Origin of the sequence: Staphylococcus agnetis, from assembly GCF_011466855.1 — a bacterium.
Taxonomy (GTDB): domain Bacteria; phylum Bacillota; class Bacilli; order Staphylococcales; family Staphylococcaceae; genus Staphylococcus; species Staphylococcus agnetis.
In genome coordinates this window covers 81,388-107,194 of sequence record NZ_CP045927.1, presented here as the reverse complement: position 1 = coordinate 107,194, position 25,807 = coordinate 81,388, and the positions used below count along the sequence as shown (strand labels likewise).

23 protein-coding genes and 1 pseudogene are annotated in these 25,807 nt (G+C 33.6%); 5 read left to right on the top strand and 19 right to left on the bottom strand.

Annotated elements, in window-relative coordinates:
- Positions 1-27 precede the first annotated feature (27 nt).
- Genes GJE18_RS00540 through cntK form a run of 3 tightly spaced genes read right to left on the bottom strand, consistent with a single transcriptional unit; the run spans position 28 to position 2,963 of the window.
- Complete coding sequence (locus GJE18_RS00540) at positions 28-1,320, bottom strand: opine metallophore biosynthesis dehydrogenase (RefSeq protein WP_107368787.1); 1,293 nt, start codon at positions 1,318-1,320, stop codon at positions 28-30.
- Complete coding sequence (gene cntL, locus GJE18_RS00535) at positions 1,317-2,144, bottom strand: staphylopine biosynthesis enzyme CntL (protein WP_165886063.1); 828 nt, start codon at positions 2,142-2,144, stop codon at positions 1,317-1,319. Before cntL ends, GJE18_RS00540 begins: the two co-directional genes overlap by 4 nt.
- A 9-nt stretch (positions 2,145-2,153) precedes the next feature.
- Entirely contained in the window at positions 2,154-2,963 is an 810-nt protein-coding gene (cntK, locus tag GJE18_RS00530) for a histidine racemase CntK (RefSeq protein WP_107368789.1), read from the bottom strand.
- 262 nt (positions 2,964-3,225) lie between these two features.
- Between cntK and GJE18_RS00525 the strand changes: the two genes are divergently transcribed.
- The gene (locus tag GJE18_RS00525) at positions 3,226-3,900 is read left to right on the top strand and encodes a hypothetical protein (RefSeq protein ID WP_107368790.1); all 675 of its coding nucleotides are present in this window, start codon (positions 3,226-3,228) and stop codon (positions 3,898-3,900) included.
- Between the two features lie 43 nt (positions 3,901-3,943).
- Here the strand turns inward: GJE18_RS00525 and GJE18_RS00520 are convergent, their stop codons facing one another.
- The 9 genes from GJE18_RS00520 to GJE18_RS00480 form a co-directional block, all read right to left on the bottom strand.
- Positions 3,944-4,627: a YjjG family noncanonical pyrimidine nucleotidase gene (locus GJE18_RS00520; protein ID WP_107368791.1), complete on the bottom strand. Its 684-nt coding sequence runs from the start codon at positions 4,625-4,627 to the stop codon at positions 3,944-3,946.
- 253 nt (positions 4,628-4,880) lie between these two features.
- Positions 4,881-6,476, bottom strand: a complete 1,596-nt coding sequence (locus tag GJE18_RS00515; RefSeq protein WP_107368792.1) for a coagulase domain-containing protein — start codon at positions 6,474-6,476, stop codon at positions 4,881-4,883.
- Positions 6,477-7,039: 563 nt separating this feature from the next.
- Positions 7,040-8,569 (bottom strand): coagulase domain-containing protein, encoded by a 1,530-nt coding sequence (locus GJE18_RS00510; protein WP_107376467.1) that lies wholly within the window; start codon positions 8,567-8,569, stop codon positions 7,040-7,042.
- A 293-nt stretch (positions 8,570-8,862) separates the two neighbouring features.
- Positions 8,863-9,654 carry a trypsin-like serine peptidase gene (locus GJE18_RS00505; protein WP_060552231.1) on the bottom strand — a complete coding sequence of 264 codons (792 nt, stop codon included), beginning with the start codon at positions 9,652-9,654 and terminating at the stop codon, positions 8,863-8,865.
- A gap of 134 nt (positions 9,655-9,788) precedes the next feature.
- Positions 9,789-10,703 carry an iron-hydroxamate ABC transporter substrate-binding protein gene (locus tag GJE18_RS00500; RefSeq protein ID WP_107368945.1) on the bottom strand — a complete coding sequence of 305 codons (915 nt, stop codon included), beginning with the start codon at positions 10,701-10,703 and terminating at the stop codon, positions 9,789-9,791.
- A 303-nt stretch (positions 10,704-11,006) separates the two neighbouring features.
- Positions 11,007-11,327 (bottom strand): antibiotic biosynthesis monooxygenase, encoded by a 321-nt coding sequence (locus tag GJE18_RS00495; protein ID WP_039647259.1) that lies wholly within the window; start codon positions 11,325-11,327, stop codon positions 11,007-11,009.
- 3 nt (positions 11,328-11,330) lie between these two features.
- Positions 11,331-11,708, bottom strand: a complete 378-nt coding sequence (locus tag GJE18_RS00490; protein ID WP_060552230.1) for a YbaN family protein — start codon at positions 11,706-11,708, stop codon at positions 11,331-11,333.
- Between the two features lie 113 nt (positions 11,709-11,821).
- Entirely contained in the window at positions 11,822-12,160 is a 339-nt protein-coding gene (locus GJE18_RS00485; RefSeq protein WP_060552528.1) for a DUF4064 domain-containing protein, read from the bottom strand.
- Between the two features lie 268 nt (positions 12,161-12,428).
- A complete protein-coding gene (locus GJE18_RS00480; protein WP_060552229.1) occupies positions 12,429-12,680 on the bottom strand; it encodes a hypothetical protein in 252 nt (83 codons plus the stop codon).
- A 235-nt stretch (positions 12,681-12,915) separates the two neighbouring features.
- Here GJE18_RS00480 and GJE18_RS12320 point away from each other — a divergent pair.
- Positions 12,916-13,041 (top strand): annotated as a pseudogene (locus GJE18_RS12320) (hypothetical protein); the annotation flags it as partial.
- A 111-nt stretch (positions 13,042-13,152) separates the two neighbouring features.
- Here the strand turns inward: GJE18_RS12320 and GJE18_RS00470 are convergent.
- Positions 13,153-15,552, bottom strand: a complete 2,400-nt coding sequence (locus GJE18_RS00470) for a polysaccharide lyase 8 family protein (RefSeq protein ID WP_107368944.1) — start codon at positions 15,550-15,552, stop codon at positions 13,153-13,155.
- A gap of 170 nt (positions 15,553-15,722) precedes the next feature.
- On the opposite strand from GJE18_RS00470, the gene GJE18_RS00465 reads away from it, so the two are divergent.
- Entirely contained in the window at positions 15,723-16,331 is a 609-nt protein-coding gene (locus GJE18_RS00465; protein ID WP_107368943.1) for a stage II sporulation protein M, read from the top strand.
- Between the two features lie 85 nt (positions 16,332-16,416).
- Here GJE18_RS00465 and GJE18_RS00460 read toward each other — a convergent pair whose 3' ends face one another.
- The 3 genes from GJE18_RS00460 to GJE18_RS00450 all read right to left on the bottom strand — a co-directional run bounded on the left by GJE18_RS00460 (position 16,417) and on the right by GJE18_RS00450 (position 19,894).
- The gene (locus tag GJE18_RS00460; RefSeq protein WP_107396900.1) at positions 16,417-17,835 is read right to left on the bottom strand and encodes a sucrose-specific PTS transporter subunit IIBC; all 1,419 of its coding nucleotides are present in this window, start codon (positions 17,833-17,835) and stop codon (positions 16,417-16,419) included.
- A 24-nt stretch (positions 17,836-17,859) separates the two neighbouring features.
- Complete coding sequence (locus tag GJE18_RS00455) at positions 17,860-18,822, bottom strand: carbohydrate kinase family protein (protein WP_107368941.1); 963 nt, start codon at positions 18,820-18,822, stop codon at positions 17,860-17,862.
- 97 nt (positions 18,823-18,919) lie between these two features.
- The gene (locus GJE18_RS00450; protein WP_107368940.1) at positions 18,920-19,894 is read right to left on the bottom strand and encodes a LacI family DNA-binding transcriptional regulator; all 975 of its coding nucleotides are present in this window, start codon (positions 19,892-19,894) and stop codon (positions 18,920-18,922) included.
- Between the two features lie 241 nt (positions 19,895-20,135).
- Between GJE18_RS00450 and GJE18_RS00445 the strand changes: the two genes are divergently transcribed.
- A complete protein-coding gene (locus GJE18_RS00445; RefSeq protein WP_107368939.1) occupies positions 20,136-20,699 on the top strand; it encodes a hypothetical protein in 564 nt (187 codons plus the stop codon).
- 787 nt (positions 20,700-21,486) lie between these two features.
- On the opposite strand, the gene GJE18_RS00435 is transcribed toward GJE18_RS00445, so the two are convergent.
- Positions 21,487-21,759, bottom strand: a complete 273-nt coding sequence (locus GJE18_RS00435) for a DUF2087 domain-containing protein (RefSeq protein WP_107368938.1) — start codon at positions 21,757-21,759, stop codon at positions 21,487-21,489.
- A gap of 353 nt (positions 21,760-22,112) precedes the next feature.
- Here GJE18_RS00435 and GJE18_RS00430 point away from each other — a divergent pair, with 353 nt between their 5' ends.
- Positions 22,113-23,039 carry a TDT family transporter gene (locus tag GJE18_RS00430; RefSeq protein WP_107368937.1) on the top strand — a complete coding sequence of 309 codons (927 nt, stop codon included), beginning with the start codon at positions 22,113-22,115 and terminating at the stop codon, positions 23,037-23,039.
- 291 nt (positions 23,040-23,330) lie between these two features.
- Here GJE18_RS00430 and GJE18_RS00425 read toward each other — a convergent pair whose 3' ends face one another.
- Both GJE18_RS00425 and GJE18_RS12315 read right to left on the bottom strand, forming a co-directional pair.
- Positions 23,331-24,161: a class I SAM-dependent methyltransferase gene (locus tag GJE18_RS00425; RefSeq protein WP_107368936.1), complete on the bottom strand. Its 831-nt coding sequence runs from the start codon at positions 24,159-24,161 to the stop codon at positions 23,331-23,333.
- A gap of 1,263 nt (positions 24,162-25,424) precedes the next feature.
- Complete coding sequence (locus GJE18_RS12315; protein WP_420853488.1) at positions 25,425-25,724, bottom strand: hypothetical protein; 300 nt, start codon at positions 25,722-25,724, stop codon at positions 25,425-25,427.
- Between the last annotated feature and the right edge of the window lie 83 nt (positions 25,725-25,807).

Below are 25,807 nucleotides of genomic sequence, written 5' to 3'. Positions count from 1 at the left end.
CTCTTATTCCTTTCATTCTACTTTTCCTTAAGTTGTTTGAAGCCCTTGTTGAATACAAGTCATATCACTTTCAAATGTTTTCGGGAAAAATTGTTGTGATTTTTTTAAATGCGGTCGTTCTTCGTGAAAGTGCTGAAGCATTGTTTCATATCGTGTCAGTAACATATCAATCATCGGTGTTTCAATGCATAACGCACGCCCAAGTCCTTGAATGATTTTAGTGCGATAATAATCTTCATGTGGCATGCGCGGTATTTCCCAAATACCTTCATGATTTTGATAAATTTGGCGAAACGGAACCGCTGAAAAATCCTCATAAAACCCTTTCGCATTCGGTGTTGAAAACGGATCAATCAGTATTCCCGTGTAACGCACATAAAGTAAGTACTCTTGTTCCATTTCCGGCAGTGATTCAAATTGTGCAATTTTAGTTTTGGACATCGTCTCAGGGCGTAACGGATAATTCTCCTCAACCATAAAACGCAGTAGGTTCAGAGGCTTTACGTTTAGCGCCTTTAAAATCGATGTAATTTCTTGCCACATCCCTCTCATTTCGTGAATTAAATCCATCGTAATCGGACCTTCAGGATATAATTTATACACATAAAACGGGACGTCTGTACCATAAAAAATGGCCTTTAAAGCATGCGCATTCATAAATAGTGCGGGGTGTACATACAACGAACTATTGCGCGATTCTGCTTCTATCGGATTGGTTACGACAGTAACAGGTAAATCAATACATTCAAACATGTGTGTTAAACGCGCCAACAACTCAGATGTGTCGGCGGTCGCCCCTAAATATAAATGCTTTTTGAGCCCCATCGTTGTGACGCGATAAGGTTTCGTCTGGTCGAGGACACGTGTATCACCTAAATACGTCGAACAGCTGACAACATCAATTTGAGGTTGAATCGGCTCTAATTGTGTACGTACTATAATGTTAGAACCAAGCGTTGGCGACACGAGCAACACACTTTTAATCTTTTCTAACACGGCATTCGGAAGTTGTTTTAACGTATCCACATAAGCATCTGCAGTACATGCAAGTACAAGATAATCATACGTTCCCGTTACCGAGGCGTACGCATCAAACACGTGACGCGGTGTGGCAGTCCCTGTGAGTGTGTCATGTTGCTTATTTTGAACATGTGCTTCAATATCGCCTGAGGCCGCGACTGCTTCGACAAATTGCTTCGAACGTGCAGACACATGACTACGACTTACAAACGCAATTTCTGCGTCTAGGTATTTGTCAAAAAGCACACCAAGTTGCACCGCCACAGGACCTGTGCCTACAATGAGAATACTAGGCCTCATGAGCCGACACCTCTTGCAACATCTGCTTTTTGGTAAAGCGCAATATCAAAAATTTGATTAGGTTGAATTACCTCATCGACACACACCCATTGTTTAGCGTCAGTATCACGTTTAGGATAATTAAATATCGCTTTTAAATCATTACCGTAACGCATCGCCACAACTGTATTAGGTCCAGTCAACGTATACAAATCTTCTAAAATGTCATATTTAATAGGGACCGTTGAACTGAAAATGACATGCGTAACGTCTTTAATTTGAGGCAACTGATCGACCGTAGCTTGGTGCAATTCAATTGAGGCCTCTGGTGCCAAATCTGCCACCACTTTGCGCCCATACGCGATAGCCTCTGCATCAATATCAATTCCGATAACAGACGCACCGGTTTCTTTCGCAATTTGAATCGGTGTCATCGGAAACGCCCCAGAACCAACTAATAACACCGTATCATCAGAAGTAATTTGAAATTGCCCAAATTCTTCCTGAATACAATGCTCAATATTTTGAAAATACGTCGTTTCTGTCGCCTCGCCCAGAATATGGCGTTTTGCGCGAAGCACTTCCATTAATTTTACGCATTTCGCTGTAATATCAGCCAATGCTGGCACAATATTCGGCGTACCAAGATGCGTTGCACGCCAATCATCAAAACGCAGCGCATTCTGTTCATTTAGTATGTATTGACTAAAAACGTTTATCTCACGTTCTAACTCTGAAATTGACTCGAAATTGAGGGCCACTTTTTGATAGTGGTCAACAAAATTCCGATAAAACGTTGCGAGTTCTAGTTCCATTTCTGTCTCAAGTTGGATATTTTGTATCATATTAAGCTCCTATTCTATATAAGCTAACCCCGTTGCAACTGTTTTAACATGCCCCCTAATCGTAATAAGTGGTGACGCAGCCATCTGCGCACAAACACGTAAGACGCCCCCTGGTTGATGTACCATACTATCTGTACACTTTTCCGGTTGTTGTAGCGCTTCATAAACACCGATAGAACCTGTACCAGAACCACAACTTTGCTCCCAAATGATACTACCAAGTTCCGGCACATAAATCAGTGGATGCAATTGGCACCGCTCTGCGTCATATAACAACAGTCCAATCGTTTTAAACGACTTAGACCAAGTTTGCGACGTAACAAACGTTTCAACATCGCGATATAAAGCTTCTTCAAACGTTACAACCGGGACGACAAAATGACAGTAGGATGCATATGTGATTTTCAACACATCAAACTTTTCCGTACCGAGCACAAGTGTTGTCCATTCATATGTATGTGGTGCGGGTAACGTGGCTTCATAATCACCTAAAGCATGAATTTCGCATACGGTCGGTGTTGAAACCCCAGAAACCTGTAACGACAGCTTACCTAACGGCACAAGATCACGTTCCAATAAATAATGCAACATCGATAACGTCGCATTCCCACAAAACTCATTGCCACTCATGTGTAACCCATAAAGGTCGTCAGATGATTGTGGCTTAATAACAAACCCGACCTGTTCACAACACACGTGTGACGTTTGCATCAACTGATTTGCGATAGACACATAACGCGACGCATCATGTTCAGAATCTACTAATACCGTCATATTCCCAGACGGATTAAATTTAGAAAAATGAACAATATCTTTCATTAATAAATCTCCTTTGAAAAGCAATTGTTCAATGCACAAATCGTAATGATAACGATTTAAAAACATAATACTTATTTTAGTTGCCTCTGTCAATAGTGATAATCATTATCAATTAAATTTTTTCAAGATTTTTGCCCGACTTTCTTCCTTATATATAAGGTTTTTACATTTTGTGAAATTTTCATGACACAACGCATAAATTTAGAGGTAAAATAATGTTGAACAATTTAGAATGAAATGAAAGGGATGAAGGGATGTAGGGATGAAATTGAAAGCATTATTAGGACTCGTTTTAACAAGTTTCGTGCTACTTACAGGATGTAGCTTGTTTGGTGAAGATGAGGATAAAAAAGCAAAATCAGAGTCACATCAAAAGAAAGAACAAAAAGAGAAAAAAGATAAAGACAAAACTAAAAAAGAAGCACAATCAACAGAAGAAAATCAAACAGACAAAGCGTCGACTGAAACAGTCACTACACAAAAATACGACGTAAACAATGTCACAGACAGAGCAATGTTAGAGGCGATTATTTATGGAGATTATACAGAAATCGATAAAATCGCCGCTTATAAAAGCGCTGTGGCGAATGGCGTCATTCCACAAGGCAATGTCATGGAAGGTCCCGCTGCGGCAGCTTACGAAAGTTCATTACGCATCGCACGTGGGGAAGAACAATCGATTTACAAAACGCATTCCCAACATACTGATACAACAGAAGATGTGAATGCAGAAATTAATGCAGCAACGACTAAAGATGAACTGATTAACGCATTACGCAAAAAATACAATGGTGGGTTATCATCAGGAGAACTACAGACGAAAAATGCGATAGAACAAGGATACTATGAGGGCGATGATGCAGAAGCTGTTTACAAAGAAATACAACAACGCGAAGCCGATATCGCAGCAGGTAAATACGATCATTATAGAAAATAAACTAAAGGCAAGCCGTACGTGCATGTACTTCTTGCCTTTTTGCTTATAAAATATGCTCGATTTCATGCATCGTGTTGATGGTATATGTGGGCATAATACGCGTGTTATTTTCTACGCTTTTATGGTTAAACCACACCGTATCAATCCCCCCGTTAATGCCACCTTGAATATCAGAAGTGAGCGAATCACCAATAATAATGAAGTCTTTAGTATCAAACTCAGGCATAGTGTTAAAAACGATATCAAAAAACTGACGACTCGGCTTTTGGGCGCCCATTTCATCTGAAACAAACAAATGGTCAACATACGACATCAAATCCGTTTGCGCAATACGGCGCTTTTGTGTATGCGTTACGCCATTCGTCGCAATCGCAAGGGTATATTTTGACTTCAAATACGCAAGGGCCTCTTCAACCCCCTCATGCCATTTGATTTTGGCCGTCGCCAACCCATCTCGAAATGTCACATCTGCTTCATGACCGTCGACCGACATCTCGTATTGTTGAAACGTTTCAATAAAACGGTGACTTAGAACTTCACTTTTCGTAAGTTCATTACGCTGAAACGCTTCCCAATGTGCCTGATTAATTGCTTGAAACGTCTCATAATCCCGCTTAGATTCCGGCACCTTATATTGGTCCATTAAATACGTATACGCCTTCACCTCAGCATCATGAAAATCTACCAACGTATCATCAAAATCAAGTAAAACTACTTTATAACCCATCATCGTCACTCCCGCTCAAACGTCATTTAGCACCATTGTAACAGAAAAACATCGTTAAACTGAATTATCGTAAGAAAAAGAAAAGACCAGCTTCTCCCAAAAGCTAGTCTTTTCGTATGTCTATATTTAAGTCTATTGTAAACTGTATTGAATTGGTTGTCTTGGTTTAAATTTCACTTATTAATAAGAGGTTATAACAGATTATATTAGCGTGGTTTAACGCTCAAGGTTTTTTAATTATTTAATACATCGTTTATTTCGTAAGTTCATTTGAAGAATAATACGCTTCCGTACTTTCGCCTGTTTTAAAGCCAGACATTGTTGCATGAGTTTGATAGTCAAGAACAATCTCATGTGATTCTGTAATTGTTTCTGGTTGTTTCGGAGCCGTATCTTCTGTGAAATCAACAGCATTACCGTATCCACCATACGTCGTTGAAGGGTTAGAATCTTGTGTAAAATCAACATGCTGTGATTCACCGCTCATACCCGCTAAATTATTTACAGAGTTATAGTTTTCTTGTTTTACGTTTTGTTTCGCAACATTTGTCGTTTTAGGTGTTGAGTCAAAACTATACTCAAATACATGACCGTTGCTACCAAATTGTGTTGAAGCATTAGCACTTTCATCAATTGTTACAAGATTAGATTCTCCATTTAAACCATTTAAAGGTTTACTTTGGTTTAAGCGTGGTGCGCTTTCTAAAGTGAAAGTTTCCTTACGCGTTTGTTGTTTTAAGACAGGTTGTGGAGTTTGAGTGATTGATTCAGTGTATGTTGGAAGCTCTTTAGGCTGTTCATTAGTCTCTTTGAAAACAAGTTCATTTTTAGAGTCACTTTGTGAGTGATCCTTCAGTTTTTTATGAGAAAAGTATAATGGATAGTTTTGTGGGGTGAATTTTTTCACTTTGTTTAACCCCTTTTCTCTTAAATCTTTAATCTTCGCATCACGCTCTGCCTTAGCTTTTTGTAAATTTTCAGCCCTTTTTAAGAAATTAGGATCTGCAAATTTTTCATTTTTTGTAGCAGAAAGTGTATCATCTCTTAATTGTTTTTTTACAACATAGTTATCTTTATTGTATTCAGTTAATACTGGAATGTTAATTGGTCTTACATGTTTAATATCTTTAAAAAACTCGTCTATAATCGTTTCAAGACTTTCTTTAATATCATTTAACATTCTTTCGTTGGTTGGCTCTTTTAATCTACGCTCATCTTTTTTAAAGCCTAATAGCATATCTAATTTATTATACATATCATCTCTTGCTTCCTCGTGCTCTGTAAAAACAACCGGCAACATTAGGGCTTTATGTTCTAATTCAAATACTTCGCGTTTCGCATTATGTTTTTCTATGCGATTAAATCTTTTTAAATCTGCATGTTGTTCTTCTATTTTCTCTACTTCAACATCGAACTCTTCTCTATTCTTTTTTAAAGCATCGTAAATAGATTGATATCTTTCTTGAGTTAATCCAAATAATTTTTTATCGCCTCTATAATTGTAATTAGTAACCTTGTTTTTATAATTTTCTTCCATTTCTTTTTCTTCTAATAAAAATTTATTAAATGCATCTAACTCTGCTAAGAAACGCCCTTGATATTTCTCATATGCAACCTTATATTCTGGTTGGTCATAACCAGCAAAATCATTTAAGCTTTGAGAATATATTAAATTTTCAAGATGCTCTTTATATCTATCTACACTTATTGAATAATTAATTTTCCCTTCTACCTTCAATGCCTCAGATTCATATCTATCTTTACTCACAACTGCACTTGCATTGCTATCTAATATAAAGTTTGACGCTAAAATAGCGCTTGCTGATAATACTAATAATTTCTTTTTCATATTTTGTTCTCCTTTATTCTAAATAAAATAACCCTTGTCAAATTTCCTTCTTTTTGGCGCAGCTTTTCGATTATATAAGTTTCACTCAACATAAACCATTAAGTTAGTTTTAACACAACATTAATTCTACTTTAAATTAGTTTATCCTTAAAATTTGTAGTGTAATTTTATTTTAAAACCCGAAAATTGTAGCGAATACCTTATTCTTTTTACTTTATTCACTACAATTGTAATTATACACTAAAATTTCTTGTTTCTTTATTCCTTTAAAGAGCATTTAAGATAATTTAAGTAGGATTTAAATTAATCGAGTTTGCCTATTGTATATAAATTCGCGTTAATGTTTTAAGCTAAATTAAGTATATCGAATTGCATTTTTAATTAGTTTTAGCTCAGTATTAAATCTGTATTAACGCCTTATTATGCCCTTTCAATACATTGGTGTTAGTGATTTTTTAATTACTTCACATTAAACTTTCTTATTTGTTTAGGTTTGATTTATGCGCGCAAAACAAAAAGGCTAGTTTTTACCCAAAAAAGCTAGCCTTCTTAAGTTTGATATATTATTGACCATTATAAATTTTGTAGATTTGTTGATTTAACCGTTTTTGTTGTTCAGGACTTAATGTTTTTACTTTTGCTTGAGCAGCAACACGATCTTGATAAGCATGCGAGTTAACGTATTTGTTTACTAATTCTTCAGCTTCTCTTACATGATTACGGCGAATTGCACGTTTGTCTCGTTCTGTGTAACCAGATGTATCTTCAACACTATATCCAGTTGCGTACCCTGACATATAATGCGTAGTTTTTTCATCGAGATCAACTGCATGAGACTCGGTAATCACTTCTTTTTTAGTTGGCTTTGTGTCTTCAGTAAATGTTGGTTGTTGTTTAACCGACCCTGTTGAATTAGATAAAGTATTTTCGCTAAATTCTATTAATTGTCCATTACTACCAAATTGACTTGGAGCTTCTGAATCTTGAATTATATTTACAGGTTTAGATTCACCACCAATACTTGCTGGCTTTTTATTATGGCTATTTCCTGAAATACTATTTACAATGTTGCCATGATTTGGTTGGTTATTTAATTGAGAAATTTGAGTTGATTCAGCTTTTTTAACATTCTCTGCTTTTTTAAGCTGCTTATATGAAAAATTAGAAGTTTTCTTTTCATATTTTTTTGAACTTTTCTTTGTCCTATTTAATTTTTCTTTTTCGAATTTTGCATATCTTTCCTTCGATCTTTCATGTCTGTATCTTTCATCTTCTCTCGCTTTTGCTGTGGCTTCTCTTAGTTTCTCTTTAATAGATTCATCATTTTGATTTTCACTTGTTAAAGTTGGAATCTCTAATGGCCTTGGATATCCTATTTCTTCAAAGAATTCGTCAATTATAGTTTCTAAATCCTCAGACTTTTCTTTTAACATTCTTTTATTAGTTGGTAACATATCATAACGTTCATATTTATCTTTACTAATAACCATATCTAATTTATTATACATATTTTGAACTTCATAAGGTTTCCTTACAAACGTGTTACCTATCATTAAAATCTTATTTTCTAATTCGTTTATTTTCAAATCTGCTTCATCTTGTTGAAATTCATTAAACCTTCTAAGATCTTCATGTTTATCTTCAACCTTTTTAGCTTCTTGGTAAAATTCATATCTATTTTTTTTAATTGATTCAAATATACCTAGGTACCTTTCATAGGTCAAACCGTATAAATTATTTGGAACAGGTTGTTGATTATTTTTATACTTTCTTATATCTTTTTGTTCCTGTACAAATGTATTCAAAGCACCCATTTCAGCCATGAATTTTTTTTGATACTTATCGAAAATCTCTTTATATTCAGGCTCATCATAACCTGCGTGCATATTAACAGAAATTGAGTGTATTAATCTCTCTAAACTATCTTTATAAAGCTTTATTTGCTCATAATCACTCTTCGACCCTTTTAATTTTAATGCTTCTGATTCATACTTATTCTCTCTCACGTCTACTACAGCGCTTGCACTGTTATCAAATATAAAATTAGATGCTAAGATTGCACTTGCCGATAATACTAATAATTTCTTTTTCACTTTATAATCTCCTTTAATATAAATAAAAATAGTTGTCAAAAAACCCCTTTTTGACACAGCTTTTCGATTATATAAGTTTCATTCTACACAAACCATTAAATACGAATTAACAAATATTAATTCTACATTAAAAGAGTTTATGTCTATAAAAAGTGGTATACTATCGTTTTGAATGCAAAAGTACATCGAAATAGTTCCGTTTAAGTTAAACCACACAAAAAATGTGTGCATTTACAAAGCAAAAAAGCCCCTTAAACATATGTTTAAGAGACTTCTTTCAAATATTGTGATAATTAGTTTGAATTTTCTTCAATCCACGCTTTAACTTTAGTCGTAATAAGTGCAAAGGTCGCATTTTCATTATTATTGTTAGACGTTGACAAAATGCCAATTAACTCATCATTTTGGTCATTATTATCGTCATCTTTTAAAAATAACCCTGATCCAGATTGACCTGGTGCAGCTTTAATATCAGTCGTTATAAGACCAGATTTATTGTACCCTGCTTCATTACTAGTGCTGTCAATGTAAATACTACTAATGTTTCCATCAAATTTTGTGGAATAATTATTACCATTACTCGATGAATAACCTATTGAGTAGACAGGTTTATTCACTAAAGAATTATTTCCTTTTTCTGTCCTATCACTTTCAACACCGACTATTTTGGGGTTTCTTCCTTTTAGATAGTGTTCTAAGGACAGAGGTAATGGTTCTTTTACTTTTAAAATAGCTAAATCTTTTGCTTTCCTAACTTGCCCTGAAGAATCTGCTTTCTCATAAACCACTGCCGTGCTAACATTTACTGAATCTAGCTGCGTAGAGATACCTGACAATGCCGGATAAATTTTACCGATATTACCTTGTTTATTTTCATAATCTACACAATGTGCTGCTGTTAAATATGTTGATGAATTAATTGCGACAGCCGTACAGAATTTACCGTTACCTTCAAATTTAGCGGTAAATAAGTGATTTCCTTCTGTCGTATTGGTATTTATTATGCCGTTTGCCCATATTGACGATGAAAGTAATCCTCCTAATACGAATAAACTGATTAACATTGAAATACATAATTTTTTCATGCTTTTATCTCCTTTCGATGTGTTTTTCTGTAGTTGTTCATAAAGCATTGAAAACTTATGATTTTTGTATCATTTATTTATCATAACATTGATAGTGTAGCCATATATAAATTAATTTTATCATACATGCATATTTATTGAGATTTATTTAAAATCTCTTTTTTTAATTTTACTCTTAAATGATCTAATGTGATAGGATCAGTAAACCAATAATCTTCTGCTTTATATGAAATCACTCTATTTTTCTTCACTGCCTCTATATTTTTCCATGTTTTAGAGTTTTCAAAATCGAATGTGCTATATGAAGGTTTACTTAAGAAAATATAGTCTCCTGCGTAGTCAGCAATTTCTTCTTTCGAAATGGCTGCATAGCCTTTTTTATCTTGTTGGAGCTTCTCTTTATATTTTTGTGCCATTGGCATGCCAAACGCATCATGAACAATATCCAAGCCTCGACCCCACGAGCTGTTGTATACATATATTTCTTTTACATCAGGTTCAAATACTGACGCAGTAGCATGACCTATTTTCTGTTGAATGTCTTTTTTATCTTTGGCTGTTTGAGTGTCCCATTTTTTAATCCAGTTTTGCGCCTTGTCTTCTGTGTTTGTGAGTTTTCCTAGTTCTTTTAAAATTTCTTTATGGTTGTATTTGGTATATGTATACGGTATCGTCGTTGCAATTTTTTCGTATTTTTTAATGTTCTTATCTGAAGCATCTACAATGATTAGGTCGGGCTTTAATTTAGCAAGTTTTTCAACATCTCCGTCACCAATGAATGTTGTATCTTTCAAATGTGATTTTAATATTGATGAATCTTGCACAATATTTGAAACGGCAATCGGTTTGATGCCTAATTCTATAAAATCACCAACATAGAATCCTGTTAATACCGCCACTCTTTTAGGATTTTTAGGAACAGTCGTTGTTTTTCCGTTTTCCAATGTATAGGTACGTGTTTCTTGTGAAGACTCTTCTTTATGATTCGTATGCGTGCATGCCGCTAAAAATAAGATGCTACATAAAACCATTAGGAACACTTTCTTCATATTATCATCTCTTTCTAATCAATATTCCGTTTCAAATTCAGGTTGTTGCTTAATTTTTTAACGTACTCGTTTTGCCTTTAAACCATTTACAATACGTCTTCTAAATGATCTATCGCATTACGGTATACATTTTGAAAAATTTAAATGTTGTGTCTTGAGTTGGTTTAAATGAATAGTCATAACGTTCTCATTTTTTAGGTTTTATTAGAGAAATCATCCAAAAAGACTAAATGTGCTTTTAGCTACATTTAGTCCTTAGGTTAATTTAAAAATGTGCGAATGTCATAAAATGCTTTAAACGCGTTATTTCACAAACTTATACGCAATCTCATATTTAGAAACTTTATTATTAAGAATAGGACTTTCTGCATCTTCTTGATGACTTCTCACTTTCTGGTGCGCTGCTTTAAACACATCAGAATTTAGCCAATTTTTAAATGCCGCTTCTGTTTCCCAAAGTGTTAATATTTTAACTTCATCATAGTCTTCATTATGTTTGGTAATTGTAACCATCATTTCTTTGAACCCTTCGATTGTTTCAATACCTTGTCTATTTTGGAAACGTTCTACAATTTTTGGTGCGCTCCCCTTTTTTAGCTTTAAACAGTTTTCTGCCATAAACATGTCTCATCTCTCCTTTGATTGTTTTGGAAGTGTTTTTACAAATGTGAATAAGAAAATAGTTTGACAACATACCATTATTAACAACAAAACTCTTACGATTGTATGATCAATCATATATATCGAAAATGCGATAACTATATATAAACTCACTAAAAGTTTAAATTTATTGATAAGCGTGTAGCCTCTTTCGTTTTTAAAACTTTCAACGTATTCTTTATATATTTTTGTATGTATTAACCATTCTTTAAAACGGTCTGAGCTTTTCGCAAAACAAATTGCAGCTAATAAAAGAAATGGCGTTGTTGGCAATAAAGGTAAAATAACGCCCATAAATCCTACGAAGGTGAAAAACAAGCCCAAAGTGAGCAATATATATTTCATAAAAACACCTCTAATTGATAATCATTATCAATTATACAGTAAAACGGTTTCTTGTAAACAAAAAACCATCCAAATTAGGATGGTTAAATAAATATTTATTACATTAGGTTATATTATTTTCGCACTAATGCGAGAACTCCCGCAACTAATATCAAAATTCCAGATAAAATACCAAATAATCCAATAAAAATAAAATTAAATATTCCACCTAGTACTAATATAACACCCATAACAATTCGTTTTTTATTGATAATACAACTCACAATTAATGTGATAATACACACTAATATAACTGCAATACCTAATCCCATAATTTGACCAGAATCACTTGCCTCAAATTCATTACTAATACTACCTAGCATTAAGGCAAATACACCACCTATAATTCCGAACACACTTCCTAAAATTCCAAGCACCATTTCAGCTACTCTACCAGTAGGTTTTGAATACATCTGATTTTCCAAAAAGACAACCCCTTATATTTAATTTTTAAACAATCAAATAAGCTTAGTGATTACTTTACAAGCTATATTCAATTCAATTATATAATACTATATTTAGCCTAACAACATAATTTACATATATAAATCACTTTTTTATTTTATTTGACACCTTTTCAATCGCTTCTTCATCTACAATATCAAAATCAGGTTCTTCTAATATTTGTAAAAACTCTTCTAAAAGTTTTGTATCACTATACTCACAAAGTTCAAGCGACCGCTAAAAATGATAATAAGCCATATGATATGCGTCTTCTAAATAGTTAAAATGAAAATGAAATAATGTCTCTACCGATTCATGACAAGGGATTGTATCTATGTGAGTAGCTAGAACAGATAAGTGATATGCGAGTTTAGAATCATTAATATTTTCTTCTAAAAAATAACCTAAAATGTCGTCATAGCGTTGATGTCGAATGATTTGTTGTAATGCGTCTGGAAACATATTTATTAAAATATCTTTGCTGTTCATTTAATTCCTCCACCTATACATTTTTACGTTTACGATTTTGTTTTGGTGTACACCTAGAGAATGATTTAAATTTCAATATAATCCTTTAAGATATAGTTAAATCACATACAGGGAGTTCCTTATAATGAAATGGCTAATTTCTAAAAAACTCATATTCATCACTTTTGTCATTGGGGTGGGTTGTCTTATTTTAAAAAGTGTTTCACCAGAATATATAGATTAGTCTGGTGTATTACATGAATACTTCTTTCTCATTCCAATCGGTTTTGCGTTTATCTTTTTATCACTAAAACTCTTACTCATTAGAGTGATTAGAATAATGTTTCATAAATATCAATCTCATCATAAAAGCCACATTTAATATAAAATGCATCTCCAATGTTTATCAAGTGTATGTTAATTATTACGTCATCATACACCATTGAAGGAGATGCAATTTTCTTATATTTATTCTTGAAAGTTTAAAAATACTTTATTTTCTTAACTCAAAACGTATAACCACATCGGAGTTACTTTTATTAACCGTATTATAATCTTCAATTTTAATGATTGATTGAATATCTAACACGTTTTTATACAGCTCAGGATTGCGGTAAGTCCCTTCAAATGAATGGTCATCCTTTTTCTTGATAATGTACATTCCTTTAGCTTTTATCTGAATTTTAGTCCCTTCAATTTCAAATGTTTTGGTTTCATTATTATAATTAACAATTCCCCATACGTTATTCACATTGTCTTTAACGACATGAAGTTGATTTTCTTGTTTAATGATACTCACATCGTTATGTTTTTGATTAAAGTGAGTTTGATCGATTCCGGGATATAAAACGTAGGCATATTGATCATTTGAACCTGTGTGCGATTGCATCACTTCATAATAGTTTTGTTTAACTTCTTTACTACTTTGACTTTTATTTATATCTTGCCATTTGCCCTTGCGCTCTACTTTATCTACATTTAGCTTTGTAGGCTTAATAAAGTGATAGCCGATATTATTTTGTTGATCTTTAGCTTTTAAGAATATAGAGTTTGCTTCTTCGTTTATTGCTTTATCTAGTGCCTTGCCGTCTTTGAATAATGTAAATCCGTCCGCTTTACGATTTTCAATTATTGTTTTAGCATCTTGATTATTAATTCCGCTTCCCACAAAAACAATTTTGTCATCTAAAATAAACCATGATTTTTTTGCGGATAGTGTCTGTTGTTGATTTTCAAAATCCATACCGATACTTGCGTATTTATCACCCAATGATGTTCCTCCGACAAAAGTTTTCTTACTTTTTTTATCACCAGATGGCTCGTCACCTAAAGTTGTTGTTCCTGCAAGATGTGTCATATTCACTGTTGGCCAATAATGATTACGATAATGTGTCACAACATCATTGTATAAATAAGACATTCCTGCCCCTGTATGCCAACCTTTTAGATTTTCGTTATTGATAGATTCATAACGTGACACTTTGTCTGAAGTTAAACTCAAACCAAATGTATAGTTAAGGTTTGAATTGTGATAAACGACACGCTTCATCTCATCGTATATTTTTATTTGCTGTGGCTTGTTTTTTATATGAATTGACGTATCATTTATGAGTTTTTTCATCATTTGAATATCTGCGTATGATTTTAATTGATCATTCTGATTATAGCTTTTATCAGATAACACAGATGTTTTAACATATTGTTGATATTTAGCTTTTACATTTTGGTCTTGTGTCGCAGTGCTTATTCTTAACAATGCTTTCATAACCGTTGTAGATGTAGAATGGCTGGTTTCATGTTCACGACTGATTGCTCTACCTCTTACAAAATCTAATAACTCGCCTTTGTGTACCATAGGCATAAAAGCATCATCTATCCAATGATCTAATGTTTTCATTTGAGTCTCATTTAAATTAAAAGATGTCGCGTTCACTACTGGCAACATTTGAGATATGCCTTCTAATAAAACAACACCATATGCCCCTGTATATGGCACATCTTGATGATCGATATATGACCCATCTTTATAGAAACCATTACGTGCTTTTCTAGTCGCACTTTCTTGAACATATGTAAAAACGTTTTTAAACGAATCAATCGCTGATTTCATCTTACTGTCGTCTTCGTTGATGATACTTTCCAGTAATTTTACTTTCGTAATATCGACTAAATTTCCACCTGTCGCTTTTTCAGGTTTGCCTACAGAGGCCAATATTTCATCACTTTTCGGTACATATTTTTGAATCGGAGCCGTGTATGTTTTCTTTTCTTCTCTAGTGAATCTGTCATCCATTAATATGAGCGTATTCGTTAATGATTTCGGTGCCCCTATTTCGTAATCCCACCAATTTATTGCTTTCTTTTTATTCGTATCTGTTTCTTTAAAATTAGCTGTCAAAGTTCTTATATTATTTTCTACTTGTTTACCATAAACATGTTCATGCATCCAAGCGATTGCTTCTTTTAGTTTTTTCACATTATCATCTGTATTAAGTGATGATTTAGGGTGACCCATCGCTTCCGCAATACGTTCAATATTTTTATAACTTTTTGTCATATGACTCGAATCTGTTTTAACATCTTTCGCACTATCCCATAAGTACGTTTTATCAGAATGTGTGTTCATGTCATTCAATAAATTTTGTGCTTCTTTTTCAATATAGTCGTGTTGTTTCTTCATCGCATCATTATGCGCATCATAGTATTCATAACCATAATTTGTAGAAAGCCATATTTTCTTGAGTTTTTGATATTTTGATCTTTGATGAGACTGTTCCTGAGTTTCATAGCGCTCTTCATTCGCCTTTACCTCAGTAACATCAATACAACTCATAGTAACTACAACAAGCATCATGGCATAGAGCTTCGTATATCTTTTTAAATTTAATATCATCTTATGTCTCCTTATCATAGGTGTATAAATGCGTAAATCACCTTATTGATTTACATACTCTTAATTATATATAAGTTTTATTCTTTGTATATCCAGTTATAAAGTTAAGTATTTGAATTAAATACATTATCTTTAATAAAATATAGATAAAATAATTTATGAGGTGCCTTATGCTTAATTTTGAAGATACGAATTGGTTTAAAAGAAGTTTGAAATTTTTCATACTATCATTAGCGATTACAATTATCTCTTTTGTTTTAACATTGATTGTTAACCCTTCTATAGATACCTTTAAAAATATCGCTAGAAAGGTTCCTGACAGTGTGACTCAAGCACAAGGTTTGGAAAAAGTATGGGAATATATTGTTCATAATGCAGCGATGGTCCCTTTTCAAATGCTTCTTCTTGCATTCATTCCCATTCCATTTTTTTATTGTTTAAACTACATTACAACATCAGCATTGCTAGGCGTAATTTGTAGTATTGCGATTCAAATAGATTTACATAAAGGTATCAGTATGATTATTTCCACAATTCCTCATCACTTTCTTGAATTGTTTGCAATGTGTATCGTTGTGAGCAGTTTATTTAAATTAAATCAATCTATCGTCAGGAAAATCACTAACTTTTTCAGGCAAGATAAAAAACAAAATTATTCCTTTAAAACAGCATGTATGAACTTGATGAAATCTTATCTTTTAATTGCTTTACCTCTGTATATATTAGCAGCTTTTACTGAAACATATGTATCGAATTTTATTTATGAGATACTTCAATAATCTAGTATATGTACTATTGAATTTAGCACCACATAAACAAAACACTCCCTATGTACTTTTAGGGAGTGTTTCATCTTCTATTCTATTATTTCGCTTCTTTAATTTCTTGTGCCATTTTATCACTATAGCCGAAGAACCAAGTGAGTACGAATCCTACGCTGAATGAAACGAATAATACTAAAATGTATAACGGCAATTGACCGATGTCTTTAATGAATAACAACATACCTGGTAGTACGGTAATCGCCATCCCTGATGCTTTTAAATGGAATAACGATGCGAGGAATCCTCCGACTGCCCCACCTATTAATCCACATACAAATGGCTTAAAGTAACGTAAGTTTACACCGAAGATAGCAGGTTCTGTAATCCCTAAAAATGCTGAAAACGCTGATGGTAATGCGAGTGCTTTTAACTTTTTCTGACGTGTTTTCAGACCAACCGCTACTGTTGCGGCACCTTGTGCGGTCATAGCCGCAGAGATAATTGGGTTGAATTCATTGTATTTAAATTCTTCTAACAGCTGGATTTCCATAAAATTGAAGATATGATGCACACCTGTGACTACAATTATTTGTTGGAAAAAACCGATTAACAATCCTGCAATCCCGAATGGCAAATTTAATACCCATATTGTGCTTGTTAAAATCACAGTTTCTAACCCATGAAATACCGGTCCAATGATAAACAATCCGAGTGTGATCATCACAAGTAATGTTAAAAACGGAGTAACGATTAAATCTATGGCATCTGGTATTTTTTTGCGTAACATTTTTTCAAATTTTGCGCCAATGAGACCTACAAAGAATGCCGGTAAAACGGAGCCTTGATAGCCTACAACTGGGACAAAACCGAAAAATTTCAATGCTTCAGTAGAGCCGTTCCCTACTTCATATGCGTTCGGTAAGGCAGGATTGACAAGCATCAAACCGAGCACGATGCCGAGCACCGGACTTCCGCCAAATACTTTGAACGCACTCCATGCGACAAGTGCAGGTAAAAATGCAAAAGCTGTATCTGTTAACACTTGTGTGAACAGGATGAAATTAGGTGAAATGTCTTTCGGTGTCATACCCATCCATGACAAAATTTGTTCGTTCATCAATACGCCACGTAAGCCCATGAATAAACCCGTTGCGACTAATACGGGAATAATTGGAACAAATACGTCGCCAAATGTGCGAATCGCACGTTGGAACATATTCCCTTGTTTTCCTGCTTCATGTTTGACATCGCTTGTCGATTGCCCTTCAATACCTAAACTTTCAACAGCACTGTAAATTTTATTTACGGTTCCTGTTCCAAATATCACTTGATACTGGCCAGAATTATAAAATGCACCTTTTACTTTATCGGTACTATCAATTTGTGCTTGGTCAATTTTTTCTTTATCATGAACCACAATGCGTAATCGTGTCGCACAATGTGCAATAGATTTTATATTTTCTTTACCGCCTACCGCATCAATGACTTGTTTCGCGATTTGTTGGTCTGACATTGCCATATGTAACCCCTCCTTATAAAAGCTCTAACGACGTGTTAATGTACGTACCTCATCAATAGTTGGTAAGCTCCCGATTGCACCTTTTTTCGTTGTTGTCAAAGCGCCTACCGCATTACTCAATTTCAAAATATCATTGGCATGTTGTTTAAGATTATCCATTGGCTTAAGTGATTGTTGTGCTTTTAACAATTGAAAAATAACCGATCCAATAAAGGCGTCTCCCGCACCCGTCGTATCTTGAACGTCGACGGTATAACCCGGGTGATAACCAATTTGACCCTCTTTGGTATAAATGGAGGCCCCGTTCGCACCTTCTGTATAAATGATCACTTCTGTTTTACCTTTAAATAATTGTTGAAGGGACGCAGTGTCATCACTTCCTGTTAAAAACGAAAGTTCTTCATCAGAAATTTTTAAAATATGGGCTTTCGGAGTAAATTCAAGTACGGTTGCTTTCAAAGCGTCAACCGAAGGCCATAAAGGAAATCGTAAGTTCGGGTCAAAAATAATCGTGCCTTCCGCTTTTTCCATTAATTCGATTGCTTTAACATGCGCCTCTTTCATCGGTGATGGAATCAAATCTACGGAACAAAAATGAAGAATGTCATCTTGTTGAAAATTCACATTCAATGTAGCAGCTTCAAGCAACATATCCGCAGATGGGTTGCGATAAAATGCGAAGTCACGTTCACCAGATTCTGTTAAACTCACAAACGCGAGGCCAGTATTTGCGTCAGTTGTGCGCTGAACCAAAGATGTATCAACACCTTGATGTGCTAACATTTCTACAATTTGATCTCCAAACGCATCTTGACCTAGTTGCGTAATGAGCGCGGAGGCTTCCCCGAGCTTCGCCACACAACTCGCAACATTCGCTGGCGCACCACCCACTTGAGGATCAAACCCATTAACGTCTTTAAGCTCAACGCCTTTCGTTTGAGGAATGAAATCAATTAAAGCTTCACCAATTGCATACAACTTTCCCATCATTTCACTTCTTTCATTAATGACTTATGATTCATAAATTGGAACCGGTACCAAAATAGTTTATAAAGTAAAACCCTCTTCACCGAGAATTTTACGTTTAGTGGTGCAAAATGTCAACGCTTTCTTTTTCGTCAATAGCGTAATCCATGCGTTGTAATAGCGGGACTTCCTCACCATTTAATAAAGCCATCATCGATACCGCAGCACACTGACCTGTCTCTTCATAAGGAAACACGATTGTCGTAATTCGCGGTGTCACAATTGAAGTTGTTTCATAACCTCCAAACCCTGAAATGGATAATGTTTGAGGAACATCAATATTCATATCAAGCGCGGTTTTTAACACGCCCAAAGCAATATTATCTGTCGCACAAATAATGGCATCATAATCATGAATAAAAGCTTTAGAACGTTCTTGCGCATCACTTAACTTAAATGTCGACGTATAAATCGTTGCATCTTGATGATAATCCGCAAGTCCGTCGAGGACACCACGACGGCGGTGTACGCCTACCGCTTCATCCCTTTCATCCACCCCAAAATATGCGATGCGTTCAAACGCTCTCTTACCAAAATAATTACCCATAAGACGTCCCGCATCATAATCATTTTGAATAATTGAATGAATGCCTTCATACGACTGTCCTACTAAAATAATCGGCACTTTAATCGATTGAATCGCTTTTAAATGCGCATCTGTCAACGCAGTCGCAAGCAAAATGATGCCATCGACTTTATTCTTCGCAAGTGTAGATATCGCATGAATTTCACGTTGTTGATCTAAATCCGTATTCACGATGATGGTTTGATAATTTTGCGTTCTCAAATATGTTTCAATGCCATAAAGCGTTTGGTTCGATGCATAAGAACTTAAACGTGGCACGATAACACCCATCATTTGCGTTCGTTTCGCCTTTAAACTTTGCGCAAATTGATTTGGACTATATCCTGTTTCTTGTACCACACGATCAATTTTCTGACGTGTTGTAGGACTAATCGAACCCCCATTTAAATACCTCGACACTGTACTTTTCGAAACACACGCTAGCTTAGCGATATCACGAATATTCATAGCATTCACCTCGCTTATATCATAGCACATCAATAGAGCGGAAAAGTAAAGAATAGGTATACAATCTAACTCAAAAATTCATTTAAGATTTTTATAAAAGTTAACCTTATCATGCGAACCATTTAATATAACTAAAAACAATCACGTGCACAGCGTTTTTAATATATACTTTATATTGTATATGTTTCGTTTTACAAAAATTTAGTTAAAAGTTTTACAGTAAACATTTCGGGGGGATTTTATGAAAAAAGTATTATTTTTTCTACTTTCAAGCACATTAATATTAAGTGCATGTGGAAATGATGATGAAAAGCCATCTAAAGACAATAAGCCAAAAGAAGAAACAAAGAAAACGAAAGAAGATAAAAAACAGAAAACCGCATCTAAGGAAAATCTTACTGAAGAACAATCTGCTGAGTCTAATACTATTGAACAGCCCTCAGTAGTACAGCAAACTAATAGACCGTTAACGAAAGATGAAATATCTCAAAGAATGCGTAATGGGGAAAACGTAAATGGTATGGTAGATGCCGACGGAGATACATGGTATCAAGCACCAGGTAACGGAGATGTCGTAGGCTACACCAAACCCGATGGCACTCAGTGTACAGTCGGCGGTTGTGTAACACCTGAGCAACAAAAAGCGCAAGAAGAATCCAATTATCAAGAGATGGAAAAACAAGGCTATTCTCGTGAAGAATATGATGAAATTCAAAGACAAGCCGCAGAATTACAACAACAGCGAGATAGTGGCCAAATTACGTCTCAAGAATTTACAGATCGTTACCTTGAACTATATGATTGATAATTGTTTTTAAATTTCATTTCTCTTACAAATTAAGACTTACGCACATATTAATATAATTCTATAAGTTCACTTAAAAAAGATAGCGTCCATGTGAGGAGGCTATCTTTTTTAAAACTGTCTAATTTAGGCATGTCTTATTCTTCTTAGCTTATTAATTATTAACACATTTAAGACTTATCTTTTCTAATTTCTTTTAAGTTAACTATTCCTACAAGTACAGGCAAAAACGCAATAATAAAGCTTAATAAATACCCCGCATCAAATATAAATGAAACACTAGAAACGCTATAATTCCGACAACAATTAGACATATGTTGAAAAAAGTATTATCTGCTATTTGTGGTTTATTAAACATGTTTAACCCCCTAAAAACAACTAACTGCTGCATCTGACATACCACCAGTTACCCATATCTCCTTTATCTAAGTTACGTCATTCACACTATCAAACAAATTAATACTTGTGTTCCATAATTCTTAGGTGTTTGATGTGCGTGCTTATCTGTCTGATATATTAAAACGTCATTTTCACAACACATAACAAATTATTTCAACAGAACTGATATTATATCTAAATAATGTTACATTAATAGATGAAATAAATATTAATGAAGTAAAATGGGTGATTCGTATGGTTATGTTTATCATGTTATTTCTATTCATTTATTCAATCATCATTACATTAATGTATTTTAGTCGAAAGAAATGATTTAAATCTTTTTAAGTAATATGTAAAATCACTGGATATTTAAAGAGATGCCTAACAATAAACATCTAATTTATTGCTAGGCATCTTCATTATTTTCTTTAGCTATTAATTGATACTCTTTTCCACCTTTATCTCTAGATAATAATGAATAATCTATCATATATCGTCTTAATAATACATAATCATCATAATACGATTTTAGTATTTCGTTTATTTCTTTCTCATTATAGATTTTCCCTTTTTCAAATTCTGAGGCAAGGATTTCCATCAATGCTTTTTTATCCTTTTCTTTTCGAGGTATGACTTGTATTCTATTATTTTTTATAAATCTTTCTTTAATCTTATTCATTTTTTACTCCCCTTTATCTCAGTATAGATGCTTGTTTATTACTTGTACTAAACCCATCCCCATTATTCTGTATTTCTCTTATGAACAATTTACATAATTCTTAGCATATTAGATATCTTACAATTATTTTTTATTATATTACAACATACACTCATGTGACTATTTTAAATTACGTGAGAGGTATAGGGAGTTTTAACTTGATGTGTTCAGCTTCGTAAATTAATTTGAATGATTTGATGAAATTCTTTTCTATTTTATGCGATACATTACAAAAATTCCTTTCCAAATATTCAGAATACCGAAATATCATGGTATAATTAGTGAAGAAAATCACAAAGAGAAGGTTATAAATCATGAGACTTCAAAACATACCATTAGTATCATCAGGACTGGTCTTAGGTTTATTAGGGCTAGGGAATTTATTAAAAGACATATCGCTTAGTTTGAATGCATTATGCGGAATTTTAGCTATCCTCGTTTGGCTTCATCTTTTATACAGTATGTTCAATAATGTGAATCATGTTAAAGATCAATTAAATAGCCCTCTTGTTTCTTCTGTGTTCACCACTTTTTTCATGTCTGGTTTTTTAGGAACGACTTATTTGAACACGTTTTTCAGCCATATCTCCTTCGTTCATCATCTCATCACACCTTTATGGCTTCTATGCCTTATTGGAATCTTGACGCATATGATTATTTTTTCGCACAAATATTTAAAGTCGTTCTCTCTTGAAAACGTATATCCTTCTTGGACTGTACTTTATATTGGTATAGCGATTGCGGGATTAACAGCGCCAGTAAGCGGCTATTTTTTTATAGGTAAATTAACAGTGATTTATGGTTTTTTAGCCACATGCATCGTCTTACCACTGGTTTTCAAACGTTTAAAGGTCTATCCTTTGCAAACGTCCATTAAACCAAACACATCCACAATTTGTGCACCATTTTCTTTAGTAGCAGCAGCCTATGTTTTGGCTTTCCCAGAGGCGCATGATTTTGTTGTCATCCTTTTTTTAATATTGTCTCAAGTTTTTTATTTTTATATCGTTTTTCAGCTGCCAAAATTGCTAAGAGAACCCTTTTCACCGGTATTTTCAGCATTCACATTCCCTTTAGTCATTTCAGCAACGGCTTTAAAAAACAGTATCCCCTTACTGATATTGCCAGAATTTTGGAATTGGCTCTTATATTTTGAAGTGTTATTAGCAACTGTAATCGTTTTTAGAGTATTTTTGGGTTACGTTCATTTATTCTTAAAACCGGCAAAAAATGCACAATAAACGAACAATTAGGTTCTTAAACGTCTGCTGAATTTATAACTCTGCCTATTTTTGTTTATAAAAAACTAGAACCCACAGGTCGCAGATGTTTTGCCTTTTTCTTATCTCAAACTACACAAACAACCCTCTAACCATAGTAGTTAAAGGGGTGTTTGTTTGCGTAATTCCTATTCGATGAAATGGTAAATTCTTATTCATTTATGTGTGTTTACAACAATTGACATTACAGTATTTCATATTCATATACGTATTCACTACCTGCAACATGTGTTTTCTAATTATATAGTATTTCTATTGCTTATTCTTTGTTAAGAAAAGGATTTTATTGTTAAACCTATTCTTTAGAAAAGGTATATAACGATATAAACCAAACATTTTCCATCTACTATGAAAATAATCAAAATAATTATATTCTTTAACAATTGTAACATTGCTTGGAATCCATTTTTTCGTTTCTTTGATAGTGTTGTATCCTGATTTGAAAACAGGTTTAGATTGTAGTTTAGAAACTGCTTTATGTTTATTGGTATTATTTGCTATAGTTTTAGAACAGCATTCAATAGCAAAAGATAATCCATTTTGATCAAAACTATCAGTTATATGCTTTAAAATATTTTTCACTTCTGTCTCATCAAAATACATGAGGACACCTTCGAATAAAACTAACATTTGTGCATCTTTATCATATAAATGCCACTTCTTAATATCCTCTATCCACGTATAATCAAACATGGATTTAGCTATCATCTTATGATGTTCACTTTCATAAAAGAATTTCTTTCTAATTTGTATCGCATCAGGCACATCTATATCAACCCAAGGAATATGTTCTATGTTAAGTCTTTTTTGTCTTGTATCAAGGCCGCAACCTATATTTACTATCATTACTTTATCGTATTTCTTTATAAAACTATCTACTATTTTATCTAATATGTATGTCCTAACACTTATTCCAACTTGCGAAGTCCAATCTTTAGAGATTAAATTAAAATCATAATCGATTTTATTAAATATCATTTCAGAGTATTTATCTACAATTATTGGTCTTTCACTTTTATTCTCCAAAGCTCTTGCAGCTAATGGTATTAACATCGATTCAGGTATTCCGTTGAGCTTTTCCATTGTATCTCACCTCAGAATAATAATTGATAATCATTATCAATTATAAATTATCCAAAACGATAGTCAATAATTATTATTCATCACAAATAAAAAACACCACTTTTACTGGACGCTTTTTAATATACAAAATATCGAAACAACTAAGATTAAGATTATTTTTTTATTTTTCAAAGAGTTCTCCAATTGCATTCCCTATTCCAATAGCTGCAACTATTCCCCTAGACCTTAATTAGCAATGCTATTTAGCTCAATTAAATTCACGCGAATTATATTTTGTGATTAAAAAAACAGTTACCTCAACGGTTGCTCTAATTATATAGACAAGATAAGCTATTTCAAAAAACTATTTTTGACCCTTCTTTTTCTGCTATACCTTTATCAGTTTTTATATTAGAACGATCAATGGAGCTTAAAAAATTATAACTCTCATTTCACATCTGCCTTTTTCTAACCACTTACCAAATTCACCATGTGCTAAGTCATTTTCTTTCACGTGTTTCAATCTCCGCACTATTTCAAAAATCGACTGACCAGCAATAGATGTTATGGCATTTCAGGACATTACATTATATTTGCTGAGAGAATGACTTTATGACACAAAAAATAGGGAAGTCATATTGACCGCCCTATTTGCGAAAGTAATTGCTCGCAATTCATTTGTCTTATTATGCATAATTTTCATTCTAAATTATTTACATAAGTATGATAGATTCATCTTAAAATATCGCCAATTGTTAGTTTAGATACAAAGTAGCTCATCAATAAGTGTCAGTCAAGTTAACGATACTTTTCGTTTTTACTTATCTTCATTCTTTTTTATAAAACTAATGAATTTAATTAAATATAGTATATAAGCGATAAAAATAAAAAGATTAGAAATTAATATTTGATCAGTGCTAATATTACCAAATTTCACACTCATTACTAACCATGATGTTATTAGTAAAAACAGTAAAAAACATACCCATATATTGAAAAATTTTTCCATGGTATCACTCCTACCGATTAGCAAAAAGTAGCTCCACCAGTTAGTCCACCGCCGACAGCACCACCAACAGCCCCTACTACTCCTCCACCAACTGTACCAATTAATGGAAGCGTAACAGTTCCAACTCCTGCGCCTGCTAGACCTAAGGTAGTACCTCCTGTAACTGCGCCACCTGCTATACCAGAAACGCATTTTCCAATGCCGCGATCTTCTTGTGCTTTCTGAACATAAACTCCTAATTTACCGCCTTTTTCATAATAAATCAGCGTAACATTTTAACCATTTTTATCTTTTGCAGTTGATGGCAAAATTTCCTTTTTACCAGTATTTACATCTTTTAATGTTGCTACTCCATTTTTATCAACAGTAAAGTCAATGCCTTTATTCAAATCAATTCTAGCTGTATTATCATTCAATTTAACAATTTCACCTGAACTTTTTTTAGATGGATGCGTAACATTAGTTTCTTTTGCATAGGAATACTCACTAGTTACTCCTGAACTTACAATTAGACCAGTAGCAATAACGATTGCAAGTGACCCCTTTAAAACTTTTGAATTATTAAACTGATACATTGTAAAAACTCCTTATTCAGAATTTAAACAATCCCTTAATAAACATCCCGATATTTAGCCTATCATATTATCATTTTCTTTAA